The sequence below is a fragment of the Streptomyces sp. NPDC021356 genome, assembly GCF_040641015.1.
Lineage (GTDB): Bacteria > Actinomycetota > Actinomycetes > Streptomycetales > Streptomycetaceae > Streptomyces.
In genome coordinates this window covers 354,730-369,398 of the sequence record NZ_JBFACU010000002.1, presented here as the reverse complement: position 1 = coordinate 369,398, position 14,669 = coordinate 354,730, and the positions used below count along the sequence as shown (strand labels likewise).

General features: G+C 73.5%; 14 protein-coding genes. 11 read left to right on the top strand and 3 right to left on the bottom strand.

What is annotated here, in order from left to right:
* Positions 1-36: 36 nt before the first annotated feature.
* A complete protein-coding gene (locus AB0G56_RS03850; RefSeq protein WP_360963104.1) occupies positions 37-1,179 on the top strand; it encodes a glycosyltransferase family 4 protein in 1,143 nt (380 codons plus the stop codon).
* Between the two features lie 49 nt (positions 1,180-1,228).
* Here the strand turns inward: AB0G56_RS03850 and AB0G56_RS03845 are convergent, their stop codons facing one another.
* Positions 1,229-3,025, bottom strand: coding sequence for an AMP-dependent synthetase/ligase (locus tag AB0G56_RS03845; protein ID WP_360963102.1), 1,797 nt, complete (start codon positions 3,023-3,025; stop codon positions 1,229-1,231).
* A 306-nt stretch (positions 3,026-3,331) separates the two neighbouring features.
* Between AB0G56_RS03845 and AB0G56_RS03840 the strand changes: the two genes are divergently transcribed.
* The 6 genes from AB0G56_RS03840 (at position 3,332) to AB0G56_RS03815 (ending at position 8,735) form a co-directional block, all read left to right on the top strand.
* Positions 3,332-4,129, top strand: a complete 798-nt coding sequence (locus AB0G56_RS03840) for a metallophosphoesterase (RefSeq protein ID WP_360963099.1) — start codon at positions 3,332-3,334, stop codon at positions 4,127-4,129.
* Between the two features lie 197 nt (positions 4,130-4,326).
* Positions 4,327-4,767, top strand: a complete 441-nt coding sequence (locus AB0G56_RS03835; RefSeq protein ID WP_360963096.1) for an SRPBCC family protein — start codon at positions 4,327-4,329, stop codon at positions 4,765-4,767.
* Between the two features lie 79 nt (positions 4,768-4,846).
* Entirely contained in the window at positions 4,847-6,016 is a 1,170-nt protein-coding gene (locus AB0G56_RS03830; RefSeq protein ID WP_360963093.1) for an ArsA-related P-loop ATPase, read from the top strand.
* Positions 6,017-6,072: 56 nt separating this feature from the next.
* Positions 6,073-6,714: a DUF5304 family protein gene (locus AB0G56_RS03825; protein ID WP_360963090.1), complete on the top strand. Its 642-nt coding sequence runs from the start codon at positions 6,073-6,075 to the stop codon at positions 6,712-6,714.
* A 55-nt stretch (positions 6,715-6,769) separates the two neighbouring features.
* A complete protein-coding gene (locus AB0G56_RS03820; protein ID WP_360963087.1) occupies positions 6,770-7,723 on the top strand; it encodes an ROK family glucokinase in 954 nt (317 codons plus the stop codon).
* Positions 7,724-7,988: 265 nt separating this feature from the next.
* Positions 7,989-8,735, top strand: coding sequence for an endonuclease/exonuclease/phosphatase family protein (locus AB0G56_RS03815; protein WP_360963084.1), 747 nt, complete (start codon positions 7,989-7,991; stop codon positions 8,733-8,735).
* A 40-nt stretch (positions 8,736-8,775) separates the two neighbouring features.
* Here AB0G56_RS03815 and AB0G56_RS03810 read toward each other — a convergent pair whose 3' ends face one another.
* Positions 8,776-9,306 carry a hypothetical protein gene (locus AB0G56_RS03810; protein WP_360963323.1) on the bottom strand — a complete coding sequence of 177 codons (531 nt, stop codon included), beginning with the start codon at positions 9,304-9,306 and terminating at the stop codon, positions 8,776-8,778.
* A 349-nt stretch (positions 9,307-9,655) separates the two neighbouring features.
* Positions 9,656-10,435 carry an alpha/beta fold hydrolase gene (locus AB0G56_RS03805; RefSeq protein ID WP_360963320.1) on the bottom strand — a complete coding sequence of 260 codons (780 nt, stop codon included), beginning with the start codon at positions 10,433-10,435 and terminating at the stop codon, positions 9,656-9,658.
* A 212-nt stretch (positions 10,436-10,647) separates the two neighbouring features.
* Here AB0G56_RS03805 and AB0G56_RS03800 point away from each other — a divergent pair, with 212 nt between their 5' ends.
* The 4 genes from AB0G56_RS03800 to AB0G56_RS03785 all read left to right on the top strand — a co-directional run bounded on the left by AB0G56_RS03800 (position 10,648) and on the right by AB0G56_RS03785 (position 14,633).
* A complete protein-coding gene (locus AB0G56_RS03800) occupies positions 10,648-11,472 on the top strand; it encodes a lysophospholipid acyltransferase family protein (protein ID WP_360963317.1) in 825 nt (274 codons plus the stop codon).
* A 41-nt stretch (positions 11,473-11,513) separates the two neighbouring features.
* Positions 11,514-12,770 (top strand): DUF5931 domain-containing protein, encoded by a 1,257-nt coding sequence (locus AB0G56_RS03795; RefSeq protein WP_360963081.1) that lies wholly within the window; start codon positions 11,514-11,516, stop codon positions 12,768-12,770.
* Positions 12,767-13,450, top strand: coding sequence for a response regulator transcription factor (locus AB0G56_RS03790; protein ID WP_360963078.1), 684 nt, complete (start codon positions 12,767-12,769; stop codon positions 13,448-13,450). The genes AB0G56_RS03795 and AB0G56_RS03790 overlap by 4 nt, the downstream gene beginning before the upstream one ends.
* Positions 13,451-13,604: 154 nt before the next feature.
* On the top strand, positions 13,605-14,633 hold the full coding sequence (locus AB0G56_RS03785; protein ID WP_360963075.1) for a 6-phosphofructokinase: 1,029 nt from the start codon (positions 13,605-13,607) through the stop codon (positions 14,631-14,633).
* The last annotated feature ends 36 nt before the right edge of the window (positions 14,634-14,669 follow it).

Below are 14,669 nucleotides of genomic sequence, written 5' to 3'. Positions count from 1 at the left end.
GGGACAGGACAGCGGGATTGGATAAGGTCTGCGGCGATGCACAAGACCCTCGTCGTGACCAACGACTTCCCGCCCCGCCCCGGCGGCATCCAGGCGTTCCTGCACAACATGGCGCTGCGCCTGGAGCCCGAGCGGCTCGTCGTCTACGCCTCCACCTGGAAGCGGAGCGCGGAGGGCGTCCGGGCGACGGCCGCCTTCGACGCGGAGCAGCCCTTCACCGTCGTACGAGACCGTACGACGATGCTGCTGCCCACCCCGGACGCCACCCGGCGCGCGGCCGGACTGCTGCGGGAGCACGGCTGCACGTCCGTCTGGTTCGGCGCGGCGGCCCCGCTCGGACTGATGGCGCCCGCGCTGCGCAGGGCCGGCGCCGAGCGGCTGGTGGCCACCACCCACGGCCACGAGGCCGGCTGGGCCCAACTGCCCGCGGCACGGCAACTGCTGCGCCGCGTCGGGGAGTCCACGGACACGATCACCTACCTCGGCGAGTACACCCGCTCCCGGATCGCCGCCGCGCTGACCCCCGGCGCCGCCTCGCGGATGGTGCGGCTCCCACCGGGCGTGGACGAGAAGACCTTCCACCCGGGATCGGGCGGCCACGAGCTACGGGCCCGGCTCGGCCTCGCCGGCCGGCCGGTGGTCGTGTGCGTCTCCCGGCTGGTCCGGCGCAAGGGCCAGGACACCCTGATCCGGTCGATGCCCGCGATCCTGGCCGCCGAGCCGGACGCGGTGCTGCTGATCGTCGGCGGCGGGCCGTACGAGAAGGACCTGCGCAGGCTGGCGCGGGAGACCGGGGTGGCCGCGTCCGTCCGGTTCACCGGCCCGGTGCCCTGGAGCGAACTGCCCGCCCACTACGGCGCCGGTGACGTCTTCGCCATGCCCTGCCGCACCCGACGCGGCGGCCTCGACGTCGAGGGCCTCGGCATCGTCTACCTGGAGGCCTCCGCCACCGGCCTCCCCGTCGTCGCCGGTGACTCCGGCGGCGCACCCGACGCCGTACTCGACGGCGAGACCGGCTGGGTGGTGCGCGGCGACGCCCCCGAGGAGACCGCCGACCGCATCACCACCCTCCTGGGCGACCCGGAACTACGCCGGCGCATGGGAGAGCGGGGCCGCCGCTGGATCGAGGAGAAGTGGCGCTGGGACCTACTGGCGGAACGGCTCGAGGAGCTGCTCTGAGGCCTGTCCGGCGGATGGGCGAACCTCTGGAGCCCGCCCCCCTCGCGAACTACTTCGCGTAGATCGCCTCGATCTCGTCCGCGTAGTCCTTCGCCACCACGTTCCGCTTCAGCTTCAGGGACGGGGTGAGGTGTCCCGATTCCTCGGTGAACTGGTCGGGCAGGACACGGAACTTGCGCACGGACTCCGCCTTCGACACCGCGGCGTTGCCGTCGTCGACCGCGCTCTGGATCGCCGCGAGCAGATCCGCATCCTCGCACAGCGACGCCGCCGTGGACCCCGCGGGCTTGCCGTGCTCGGCGCACCAGCGGCCCAGGAACTCCTCGTCGAGCGTGACCAGCGCGCCCACGAACGGCCGCCCGTCACCCACCACCATGCACTCCGCGACCAGCGCGTGCGCGCGGATGCGGTCCTCGATCACGGCCGGCGCGACGTTCTTGCCGCCCGCGGTGACGATGATCTCCTTCTTACGGCCGGTGATGCGCAGGTAGCCGTCCTCGTCGAGGGTGCCGATGTCCCCGGTGTGGAACCAGCCGTCGGCCAGCGCCTCGGCGGTGGCGGCCGGGTTGTTCCAGTACTCCTTGAACAGGTGCTCGCCGTGCAGCAGCACCTCCCCGTCGTCCGCGATCCGGATGACCGAGCCGGGCAGCGGCTGCCCGACCGTGCCGATCTTCGGCCGGTCCCACGGGTTGAACGCGGTGGCCGCGCACGACTCGGTCAGCCCGTAGCCCTCCAGGACCGTGAACCCGATGCCGCGGAAGAAGTGGCCGAGGCGCTCGCCGAGCGGGGCGCCCCCGGAGATGGCGTACTCGCCGCGCCCGCCGAGGACCGCGCGCAGCTTGCTGTAGACCAGCTTGTCGAACACCTTGTGCCTGAGCTTGAGGCCGAACGACGGGCCGGCCGCGCTGTCCAGCGCCCTGCTGTAGGCGATCGCCGTGTCCGCCGCCCGGTCGAAGATCTTCCCCTTGCCGTCCGCCTGCGCCTTGGCGCGCGCCGAGTTGTAGACCTTCTCGAACACCCGCGGGACGCCCAGTATCAGCGTCGGGCGGAACGCGGCCAGCTCGTCGGTGAGGTTCTTGATGTCCGGGACGCAGCCCAGCCGGATCGGCGCCATCATCGGCGCGATCTGCACCAGCCGGCCGAAGACGTGCGCGAGGGGGAGGAACAGCAGCACCGAGCACTCGCCGGTGCGGAACAGCGGACGCAGTCGTTCCACCACGTTGCCGCACTCGGCGAAGAAGCTGCGGTGGGAGAGCACGCACCCCTTGGGGCGGCCCGTGGTGCCGCTGGTGTAGACGATGGTCGCCGGGTCGTCGGCCTTGGCCAGCGAACCGCGCTCCTCCACCGTGGCGTCGCTGATCCCCTGGCCCGCCAGGCCCAGCTCCGCGACCGCGCCCGCCTCGATCTGCCATACGTTCTTCAGCGCGGGCAGGCTCTCGCGCACCGACTCCACGGCGGCGGCGTGGGTGTCCGTCTCCACCAGGCAGGCCGTCGCGCCCGAGTCGCCGAGGATCCACCGCACCTGCTCCGGCGAGCTGGTCTCGTACACCGGCACGGTGACGGCGCCCGCGCTCCAGATCGCGAAGTCCAGCAGCGTCCACTCGTAGCGCGTACGCGACATCAGGCCCACCCGGTCGCCCGGCTGGACGCCGCAGGCGATGAGGCCCTTGGCGGCGGTGTGCACCTCGGTGAGGAAGTCCCGCGCGGTGACGTCCTGCCAGACGCCTCCCGCCTTGCGGGCGATCACGGCGACCTCGGGATGCTGCGCGGCGTTTCTGCGGACGATGTCGGTCAGATTCCCGTCCGTGGGGACCTCGTACAAAGCCGGAAGGCTGAACTCGCGCAAGACTGCTGCTCCTCATAGGGCGCCGGCGCCACGACGTTGTGTGATGCGACGGTGCGGTCCAAGGCTCGGTGGGGTGCCCAGGGGCTTCGCCAAGGAGCCGCTTCGGGCCCGGTGGTTGAAATCCAGAGCACGACTGGACTGCCCGGAGGTTACCCGTCGGTATGGCTTTTTCGACAGGGGGTCCCCGTGAGATGTTCGCTGCGTCACACGATGGGTGTTTCCTCGCGCACAGTAGTCGACCCGCTGAACGACTGGCCAGTAACCGCAGGTCCGACCGCCACTGTTCACCGCATACCCTTTGTCTCCATGGCACCCACACCAGTCCGTCGCAGCGGTACACGTGTCCATGTGGTCAGCGACGTGCACGGCAACGCCCGTGACCTGGCCCGAGCCGGCGAGGGTGCCGACGCCCTGATCTGCCTCGGCGACCTCATCCTCTTCCTCGACTACGCCGACCACTCGCGCGGCATCTTCCCCGACCTGTTCGGCGTGGAGAACGCCGACCGCATCGTCGAGCTGCGCACCGCCCGCCGCTTCACCGAGGCCCGCGAACTCGGCGCCCGGCTGTGGGCGGGCCTGGACGGCGAACGCACCCAGGTCGTCGAAGAGGCCGTGCGCAAGCAGTACGCCGAACTCTTCGCCGCCTTCCCCACCCCGACGTACGCGACCTACGGCAACGTCGACATGCCGCCGCTGTGGCCCGAGTACGTCCGCGAGGGCACCACCGTCCTCGACGGCCAACGCGTCGAGATCGGCGGCCGCGTCTTCGGCTTCGTCGGCGGCGGCCTGCGCACCCCCATGAGGACGCCGTTCGAGATCAGCGACGAGGAGTACGCCGCGAAGATAGAGGCGGTCGGCGAGGTCGACGTGCTGTGCACCCACATCCCGCCCGACGTGCCCGAACTCGTCTACGACACCGTCGCCCGCCGCTTCGAACGCGGCAGCCGCGCCCTGCTCGACGCCATCCGCCGCACCCGCCCCCGCTACGCCCTGTTCGGCCACGTCCACCAGCCGCTGGTCCGCCGCATGCGCGTCGGCGCCACCGAGTGCGTGAACGTGGGCCACTTCGCGCGCACCGGCACCCCCTGGGCCCTCCAGTGGTGACAGCGGCCCCCGGCGGGCGGCGGCCCCCGGCGCGCGCAACTGGCCCTCACGCGGCGGCGGTGGCCCCCCGGACGCGGCTTCGCGCCATGTCCCCAGGCGGGGGTGGCGTCCGCCGTTCGGCTGCGCGGTAGCCTTCACGCTGCACACACGTGCGCACGACGACCGACTTCCGGCCCGCATCTGGAGGAGCCACGGCGATGGCGGAACACACCAGCTCGAGCATCACGATCGAGGCGGCCCCCGCCGACGTCATGGGGGTGATCGCCGACTTCGCCCGCTACCCCGACTGGACCGGCGAGGTCAAGGAGGCCGAGGTCCTCAGGACCGACGACCGCGGCCGCGCCGAGCAGGTCCGCCTCGTCATGGACGCGGGCGCCATCAAGGACGACCAGACCCTCGCCTACACCTGGACCGGTGACGACGAGGTCTCCTGGACCCTGGTCAAGTCCCAGATGCTGCGCTCACTCGACGGCACCTACCTGCTCAGGCCGGCCGGCGCGGGCGCCACCGAGGTGACCTACCGCCTCACCGTCGACGTCAAGATCCCCATGCTCGGCATGATCAAGCGCAAGGCCGAGAAGGTCGTCATCGACCGCGCCCTGGCGGGACTGAAGAAGCGGGTGGAGTCGGGCGAGTAGGCGGCGGGTGGCGCCGGGCGAGCAGGAGGCCCGGCCGCGGGCGTCCGTGCGGCGGAGCGCGAAGGTAGCGTTCACCCCCATGCGCACCCTGCTGATCACCGGCCCGGGCGGTTCCGGTCGCACCACCGTGGCCGCCGCCACCGCGATCGCCGCCGCCCGCGAGGGCACCCGCACCCTCGTCCTCAGCGCCGACCGCACCGACACCCTCGGCGCGGCCCTGGGGGTGCCCACCGGCGCGCGGCCCGGGCCGGCCGCACCGGACCTGACCGCCTGGCGTCCCGACGCCGCGGCCGGCTTCCGCGCCGACCTCGCCGCCTTCCAGGACCGCGCGGCAAGCGTCCTCGACCTCCTCGGGGCCTCCCGCCTCGACGCCGAGGAGGTCACCCCGCTGCCCGGCGCCGAGGAACTCGCCCTGCTGCGCGCGCTGCGCGACGCCGCCCTCTCCGAGCGCTTCGAGCTGCTGGTCGTCGACCTGCCGCCCGCCCCGCAGGCCCTCGCCCTGCTCGCCCTGCCCGCCGAACTCCGCCGCTACCTGCGCCGCCTCCTGCCGGCCGAACGGCAGGCCGCCCGCGCCCTGCGCCCGGTCCTGGGCCGCCTCGCCGGCGTCCCCATGCCCGCCGACTGGCTCTACGAGACGGCGGGCCGCTGGGACGTCGAGCTGGCCGCGGTCGAGGCCGTCGTCGCCGCCCCGGGCACCGCCGTCCGCCTGGTGGCCGAGCCCGGCCCGGCCGGCACCGACGCCGTCCGCGCCACCGCCCTCGGCCTGGCCGTGCGCGCCCTGCCCGTCGAGTCCCTGGTCGCCTCCCGTGTGCTGCCCGACACCCCGGCCGACTCCTGGCTGACCGGCCTGGCCGCCCAGCAGCGCAAGGCGCTGGAGGAGTGGCAGGAGACGTACACCGTCCACCCGGCCGCCCACCTGGGCCGGGACCCGCGCGGCCCCGACGACGTCACCGCCCTCGCCGTCCCCGCGGCCGGCCCCGCCCCCGCCGCCGTCGAGTGGCCCGTCGAGGACCGGCTGGCCGAGGACGGCGTCCTGGTGTGGCACATCCCGCTGCCCGGAGCCCTGCGTGACGAACTGGACCTCGTGCGGCGCGGCGACGAACTCGTGCTCACCGCGGGCGCCTTCCGCCGCATCGTGGCACTGCCCTCGGCGCTGCGCCGGTGCGCCGTGGACGGCGCCGCCCTGCGCGAGGGAGCACTGCGCATCCGGTTCGCGCCGGACCCGGCGCTCTGGCCGCGCGACAGGTGAACCAGGGACCCCGGTCGGGTAACGTCGGAAGGACGAACCGTAGTCAGGAGCCCGCCATGAGCGAAGAGCGCCCACCGTCCGACGACGCCGCGCGGGACGACGCCGCTCAGGAGCAGACCGCCGGCCGTGGCAGTGCACCCGGTGCGGACGGGACCCGCCAGCAGGGGGAGCGGCGGACGGCCGACGAGGGGCAGTGGCGGGCCGCCGACGCCGACGCGTGGGCCACGGCCTGCGCCGAGGACCTGGAGGCGGAGAAGGCCCGGCGCCGCACGCAGTACGGGCCGCCGCCGGGTTCGGCCGCCGAGGAGCTGCGCAAACTCGTCGACACCGTCGCCGACAGACTGTCCTCGCTGCGCTCGCCGCTGCTCGGCGCGGTCGCCGGACCCGCCGCCCAGCAGATGGTGCGGCAGGTCGTGCAGCAGGCCAAGGCGGCCGTGGAACCGGTGCTGGAGCGCAACCCGGACGTCATCGACCACCTCGCGGCGGCCGGCGGCGAACTGCTCGCCGCCTACCGCTCCGCCGTCGAGGCCCAGGAACGCCACTGGACGTCCCGTACGGGCGGCGCCGAGGACGGCTGGAGCGGCGCCGGCCCGAAGGACGGACCGCGGGACCGCCCGCACGGCGCCCCGAAGAGCACCGACGGCCGACGGGACCGGGGCGAGGGCACCGGCGGCGGGGAGCGCATCGACTTGGACTGACCCCATGCTCGGGTACGGTTGGCCGTAGCGGGGCTCGACCGGAACTGAGGGATTCATGGGACTCACCATCGGCGTCGACATCGGCGGCACGAAGATCGCGGCCGGCGTGGTCGACGAGGAAGGCAACATCCTCTCGACCTTCAAGGTGCCGACCCCCACCACGCCCGAGGCCATCGTGGACGCCATCGCCTCGGCGGTGGAGGGCGCACGCGCGGGGCACGACATCGTCGGTGTGGGCATCGGCGCCGCCGGATACGTCAACCGGCAGCGCTCCACCGTCTACTTCGCGCCCAACATCGACTGGCGCCAGGAGCCGCTCAAGGAGAAGGTCGAGGCGCGCGTCGGCCTCCCGGTCGTCGTGGAGAACGACGCGAACGCCGCGGCCTGGGGCGAGTACAGGTTCGGCGCCGGCAAGGGCCACCGCAACGTCATCTGCATCACGCTCGGCACCGGCCTCGGCGGCGGCATCATCATCGGCAACAAGCTGCGCCGCGGCCACTTCGGCGTGGCCGCCGAGTTCGGGCACATCCGGATGGTCCCGGACGGCCTGCTGTGCGGCTGCGGTTCGCAGGGCTGCTGGGAGCAGTACGCCTCCGGGCGCGCCCTCGTGCGGTACGCCAAGCAGCGCGCCAACGCCACCCCGGAGCGCGCCGAGGTGCTGCTCGCCCTCGGCGACGGGACCCCGGACGGCATCGAGGGCAAGCACATCTCCATGGCCGCCCGCCAGGGCTGCCCGGTCGCCGTCGACTCCTACCGCGAGCTGGCCCGCTGGGCCGGCGCGGGCCTGGCCGACCTCGCGTCCCTGTTCGACCCGTCCGCCTTCATCGTCGGCGGCGGCCTCTCCGACGAGGGCGACCTGGTCCTCGACCCGATCCGCAAGTCGTACAAGCGGTGGCTGGTCGGCGGCAACTGGCGTCCGGTCGCCGACGTGATCGCCGCCCAGCTCGGCAACAAGGCCGGTCTGGTGGGCGCGGCCGACCTGGCCCGGGAGCCCGACCCGGTCATGTGAGGCACCTGCCGCCGTGAGCGCCCACCGTCCCCTCCGCCCGGGCCGGTGGGCGCCGTCGTACGGAACCGTCGTACGGAACCGGCGTACGGAACGGCGTGGGGAAGCGTCGTACGGAACCGGCGTACGGAACGGCGTGGGGAAGCGTCGTACGGAACCGGCGTACGGGCCGGTCGGGGCCGCCGCACACGGGGCGTACCCGGGGTGCCCGGGGCCTCAGCCCGACCGCCGTGCCGAAGCGGTCCCGTCCCCGCGTATGTTGATCGTCATGCAGCTGCCCAACTCCCGCACCGAACCCGACGGTTCCGCCGTCGTCCGCGTCCTGAGCCTGAACATCCGGTCGATGCGGGACGACACCGCCGCCCTCGCCCGGGTCATCAGCGCCTGCGCGCCCGATCTCGTCCTCCTCCAGGAGGCGCCCCGCTTCTTCCGCTGGCGCAAGAAGCTGGCGCGGCTGGCGGCGGCCTCGGACCTGGTGGTCCTCACCGGCGGCGGGACGGCGGCGGGACCGGCGGTGCTCTGTTCCCTCCGGGCCACCGTCGAGCGCACCGAGGACGTCCTGCTGCCGCTCACACCGGGCCAGCACCGGCGCGGCTTCGCCACGGCGGTGGTCCGCTTCGGGGGTGCCCGGCTCGGCGTGCTCGGCTGCCACCTCTCGCTCGACCAGGACGAGCGGTACGCGCAGAGCGGCCTGCTCCTGGACCGGCTGGCCGGGATGGGCGTGCCGCACGCGGTCGCGGGCGGCGACCTGAACGAGGGACCGGAGGGCCCCGCCTTCCGCCGGCTGGCCGGCACGCTCCAGGACGGCTGGGCCACGGCGCCCTGGGGCGGGGAGCGCACCTGGTCGTCGCGCGACCCGCACCGGCGCATCGACGCGGTCTTCGCGACGCACGGCGTCGAGATCCTCGGCTGCGGGGTGCCGCAGGGGCTCGTCGGAGTGACGGACGCGGACCTGAGGGCGGGCACGGACCACCTCCCGGTCCTGGCGGCCCTACGGGTCCCGGCAGACGCGTGACCCCTGCCGTCGGCCCCGGCCCGGGGCGGACCGGGGTGGGCTACACCACGGCGCCGCGGCCCGGGTCGTCGTCGTCCTCGTCGCCCGGGTTCATGCGGGCCACCAGCGTCGCGACGCCGCCGACGAAGCCGCCGATGCCGAGCGTCGTCAGCCACCAGGTCATGTCCCAGCCCAGCAGGACGGCCAGCAGGAGCAGGACGGGGCCGCCGATCACCCCCAGCCACGCGAACTTCGCGGTCGCGTCCGCGTCCGGCAGCGGCGGCGGCTCCGGCGGGACGAAGTGGCCCTCGTCGTCCGTGCCGAAGTCGTCGTCGGACGGCTCGTCGGGCGCGTAGTCGCGCGGGCCCGTGCCCGGCGAGGCGACGCCCGGCGCGAAGGAGACCGAGCCGCCCAGCGTCCTGGCCGGGTTCGGCTCCCCGCGGCCGGCACCGTCCGTGCCGTCGGCGTTCGGCGGTTCCGGCAGCAGCAGGTCCTCGATGGGCTTGAACGGCTTGGCCCCCGGCGGGTCCGGCGGCTCCTGGCCGTACCCGGCGACGATCGCGGCCCACGCGGCCTCCTCGTCGAGCGCCACCCCGTCACCGCCGTGACCGGTGTGACCACCGGGGCCTGAGGGGCCGGTGGAACCTGAGGGACCAGTGGCCGCGGAGGCCCCGGAGGATTCGGCGGCACCGGTGGAAGCGCCGGGACCGACCGGATCGACGGACCCCGCGGTAGCGGCCGCGTCGGCCGCCGTGACCGGCTCGACGGGCGGCACGGGCTGCACCGGTTCCACGGGCTGTACGGGCGGCGCCGGGTCCGCATGCCGATCGGACTGCGCGGGCTCCACCGGCTGCGCGGTCTCGGCCGGCTGCCCGGGCTGCGCGGGTCGCCCGGGCTCGCCCGGTTCACGGCCCTCGCGGCTCTCGCGGTCGGAGTCGTGCTCAGCCACCTGCGGCCGTCCCTTCCTTGCCGACACTGGGTGCGATCCGGCCGATGAAGGCGAGGCTCTCCTCGAAGATCCGGTCCGCGTCGTGGTCCAACGTCGCGACGTGGTAGCTCTGTTCCAGCAGGACCTCCGTGACGTCCACGGAGGAGACCCGGCCGAGGATCCGCGCCGAGTCGGCCGGCGGCACCACGTGGTCCTGCGGGCTGCGCAGGAGCAGCAGCGGCTGCGTGACCTGCGGAAGCTCCCCGTCCACCCGGCGGAAGAAGGTCCGCAGCGAGTGCGCGCAGTGCAGCGGCACCCGGTCGTAGCCCAGTTCCGCGCTGCCCTCCTTCGCGATGTCGCTGGCGATCCCCTTCGCCGTGCGCACCAGGTGCCGGGCCACGGGCAGCGCGTACGCGGACAGGCCGTGCACCTTGTTGGCCGGGTTGACCACCACGACCCCGGCGACCGCGTCCCCGTGCCGGGCCGCGAGGCGCAGCGCCAGCGCCCCGCCCATGGACAGCCCGGCCACGAACACCTGCGCGCACCGCTCGCTCAGGGCGCGCAGTTCGCGGTCCACCTCCGCGTACCAGTCCTGCCAGCCGGTGAGCTGCATGTCCTCCCAGCGGGTGCCGTGCCCGGGCAGCAGCGGGAGGGAGACCGTCAGGCCGCGCTCGGCCAGGTGATCGGCCCAGGGGCGCAGCGACTGGGGGGAACCGGTGAAGCCGTGGCAGAGGAGGACGCCGACCTCCCCGCCCTCGTGGCGGAACGGCTCGGCTCCGGGGAGGACCGGCACGTCGGTCTCCTGTTCGTGAAGTGGGCTGGGCACGTCGATGACAGGTGTGCGCGGGGCAGGGTGGTGCGCCTGCGGCACACGGCCGCCGATCGCAGGTACTTCACCGTACGCGACGGCACTGACACCGACCAGGGCCGCAGGCGCCTTCCGCGTCGCCCCGGGTTATGGTCTGAGCGACACACACGGGAGGCAGTCGGTTGTTCTACGGCACGATGAAGGTCGCCATCGGGGGGCCGCTGAAGCTCGCCTTCAGGCCCTGGGTGGAGGGCGCGGAGAACATTCCGGCCGAGGGCCCCGCCATTCTGGCCAGCAATCACCTCTCGTTCTCGGACTCGTTCTTCCTGCCTGCGGTGCTCGACCGCAAGGTCACGTTCATCGCCAAGGCCGAGTACTTCACCACGCCCGGCGTGAAGGGGCGGCTGACCGCCGCGTTCTTCAAGGGCGTCGGCCAGCTTCCCGTGGACCGCTCCGGCGCGCGCGGCGCGGGCGAGGCGGCGGTGAGGAGCGGCATAGAGGTGCTGGAGCGCGGTGAGTTGTTCGGCATCTACCCCGAGGGCACCCGCTCGCCCGACGGCCGCCTCTACCGCGGCAAGCCGGGCGGCCTGGCCCGGGTGGCGCTGGCCACCGGGGCGCCGGTCATCCCCGTCGCCATGATCGACACGGAGAAGATCCAGCCGCCCGGGAAGGTCGTCCCCAAGCTGATGCGCCCCGGCATCAGGATCGGCAGGGCCCTCGACTTCAGCCGCTACCAGGGCATGGAGCACGACCGCTTCGTCCTGCGCGCCGTGACCGACGAGGTCATGTACGAGATCATGAAGCTCTCCGGCCAGGAGTACGTCGACATCTACGCGACCGCGGCCAAGCGGCAGATCGCGGAGGCGGCGAAGGCCGAGAAGGAAGCGGAGAAGGCCGGGAAGGCCGAGAAGGAAGCCGGGAAAGAGGCGGAGAGGGCGGAGAAGGCGGCGCAGGCCGCTGCCGCGGAAGGCGGCCCCGCGGCCGGCGAGGACCGCGCCGAGCGGGAGACGGGCGCGCAGTAGCCCCCGCCGGGGGGCGGGGACGGAACGGGGACCGGGGGGGCATGGCCAGGCGCGAGCGCGTCATGAGGATGTCGGTCGAGCAGCCGCTGTGGCGGGCGCTCGCCGGCTACCGGGTGCTGACCCTGTTCTACGCGGCCGGCCTGTTCGCCACCGCCTACGGCCGCTTCCCCCGCCCCGGGGTCGCCATCGCCTACTACTGCGTGCTGTTCGTGTGGACGCTGGCCACCCTGCCCAGGGTCGCGAGCGCCGCGCACTGCACCAAGCGCTTCCTCGCCGCCGACCTGGCGCTGGCGGTGGGCGGCATCCTGCTCACCCCGCTCGCGGACGCGCACGCGCGGATCGCGGACGGCGGCCCGACGCTGCCGTCGATATGGACGGCCGGTTCCGTCCTCGCCTTCGCCGTCAAGGGCGGCTGGCGCTGGGCCGCCGTGGCCTCCACCGCCGTCGCCCTCGCCAACCTGGTCGAGCGCGGCACCCCGGCCCGCGACACCGTGCACAACGTGATGCTGGTCTGGGTCGCCTCCATCGCCATCGGCTACGTCGTCGAGGTGGCCCGCGCCTCCGAACGCACTCTGGCCCGCGCCCTGGAGATCGAGGCGGCGACCAGGGAACGCGAGCGGCTGGCCCGCGACATCCACGACGGAGTGCTCCAGGTGCTCGCCATGGTGCAGCGGCGCGGCGCGGTCATCGGCGGCGAGGCGGCGGAGCTGGGCCGGTTGGCGGGTGAGCAGGAGGTGGCGCTGCGCACCCTCGTCTCCGGCGGGCTGGTGCCCGTCTCGCGGGTCTCCGAGAGCGCGGCCGACGGCGCGGTCGTCCGGGTCGTCGAGGACGACGGGTACGACGGGTACGACGCGTACGACGGGGAGCGGGGCGAGGAGCCCGTCGACCTGCGCGCGCTGCTCGCCCCGTACGCCGGTTCCCGTACCGCGCTGGCCGAGCCGGGCGCCCCGGTGCCGCTGCCGGCCGCTGTGGCCCGGCAGGTGGCCGCGGCGGTCGGGGCAGCGCTGGACAACGTCCGGCACCACGTGGGCGAGGACGCGCGGGCCTGGATCCTGGTGGAGGACGAGCCGGACGCGGTGCTGGTGACGGTCCGGGACGAGGGGCCGGGCATCCCCGAGGGGCGGCTCGCGCAGGCCGAGGGCGAGGGCAGGCTCGGTGTGGCCCAGTCGATCCGGGGCCGGCTGCGTGACGTCGGCGGCACCGCCGAGCTGATCTCGGTGCCCGGGCAGGGCACGGAAGTCGAACTGAACGTACCGAAGCGGGCGAAGCCGGCACGGGGGAAGACGGAGAGCCGATGAGCGCACAGCAGGAACCGATCAGGGTGATGGTGGTCGACGACCACCCCATGTGGCGGGACGCCGTCGCCCGTGACCTGGCCGGGTCCGGGATCGAGGTGGTCGCCACCGCGGGGGACGGCGAGCAGGCGGTGCGCCGGGCCAAGGCCGCGGCGCCCGACGTGCTCGTGCTCGACCTCAACCTGCCCGCGAAGCCCGGCGCCCAGGTCTGCAAGGAACTCGTCGCGCACAACCCGGCGTTGCGGGTGCTGGTGCTCTCCGCGAGCGGTGAGCACGCCGACGTGCTGGAGGCCGTGAAGTCGGGGGCGACCGGCTACCTGCTGAAGTCGGCCTCGACGCAGGAACTGCTGGACGCCGTGCGCCGGACCGCCGTCGGTGACCCGGTGTTCACCCCCGGTCTGGCCGGGCTGGTCCTCGGCGAGTACCGGCGCCTGGCCGCCGAACCCGTGGCCGCCGACGCCGCGGCCGGCAGCGGCCCGAAGGCCCCACGCCTCACGGAGCGTGAGACGGAGGTGCTGCGCCTGGTCGCCAAGGGCCTGAGCTACAAGCAGATCGCCGAACGCCTGGTCATCTCGCACCGCACCGTCCAGAACCATGTGCAGAACACCCTCGGCAAGCTCCAGTTGCACAACCGGGTGGAACTGGTCCGGTACGCCATCGAACGCGGACTCGACGGCGAGTAAACCGCCGTACCCGGCCCACCCACTCTTTCGAGTGGATTTGCCGTGATCAACTACCGGACAATCCACAGGAATTGACTTTTCCGCCCATGTCGGAGTGACGTGGGTCACCATTAACGTGCCCTTCACCAGGCAACCGTGGCGAAGGGACATTTCCATGCGCGTCGGAGTACTGACCGGTGGCGGCGACTGCCCCGGGCTCAACGCCGTCATCCGGGGTGTCGTCCGCAAGGGCGTCCAGGAGTACGGCTACGACTTCGTCGGCTTCCGGGACGGCTGGCGCGGCCCCCTGGAGAACGACACCGTCCGCCTCGACATCCCCGCCGTCCGCGGCATCCTGCCGCGCGGCGGCACCATCCTCGGCTCCTCGCGCACCAACCCGCTCAAGCAGGAGGGCGGCATCCGGCGCATCAAGGACAACCTCGCCAAGCAGGAGGTCGAGGCGCTCATCGCGATCGGCGGCGAGGACACCCTGGGGGTGGCCGCGCGGCTGAGCGACGAGTACGGCGTGCCCTGCGTCGGCGTGCCCAAGACCATCGACAACGACCTGTCGGCCACCGACTACACCTTCGGCTTCGACACCGCCGTCGGCATCGCCACCGAGGCGATCGACCGGCTGCACACCACCGCAGAGTCCCACATGCGGGTCCTGGTCTGCGAGGTGATGGGCCGTCACGCGGGCTGGATCGCCCTGCACTCCGGCCTCGCCGGCGGCGCGAACGTCATCCTCGTCCCCGAGCAGCGCTTCGACGTCGACCAGGTCTGCGCCTGGATCACCTCCCGCTTCCGGGCCTCCTACGCCCCGATCGTGGTCGTCGCCGAGGGCGCCATGCCCAAGGACGGCCAGATGGTGCTCAAGGACGGGTCGCTGGACTCCTTCGGGCACGTCCGCCTCTCCGGGGTCGGCGAGTGGCTGGCCAAGGAGATCGAGAAGCGCACCGGCAAGGAGGCGCGGACCACCGTCCTCGGGCACATCCAGCGCGGCGGCACGCCCAGCGCCTTCGACCGCTGGCTCGCCACCCGGTTCGGCCTGCACGCCGTCGACTGCGTCCACGACGGCGACTTCGGCAAGATGGTCGCCCTGCGCGGCACCGACATCGTCCGCGTCCCGATCGCCGAGGCCACCGCCAAGCTGAAGACCGTGGACCCGAAGCTGTACGAGGAGGCCGGGGTCTTCTTCGGCTGACCGCACGGCAGCGGGGGGCCGGTCGCGCGGGGGGTG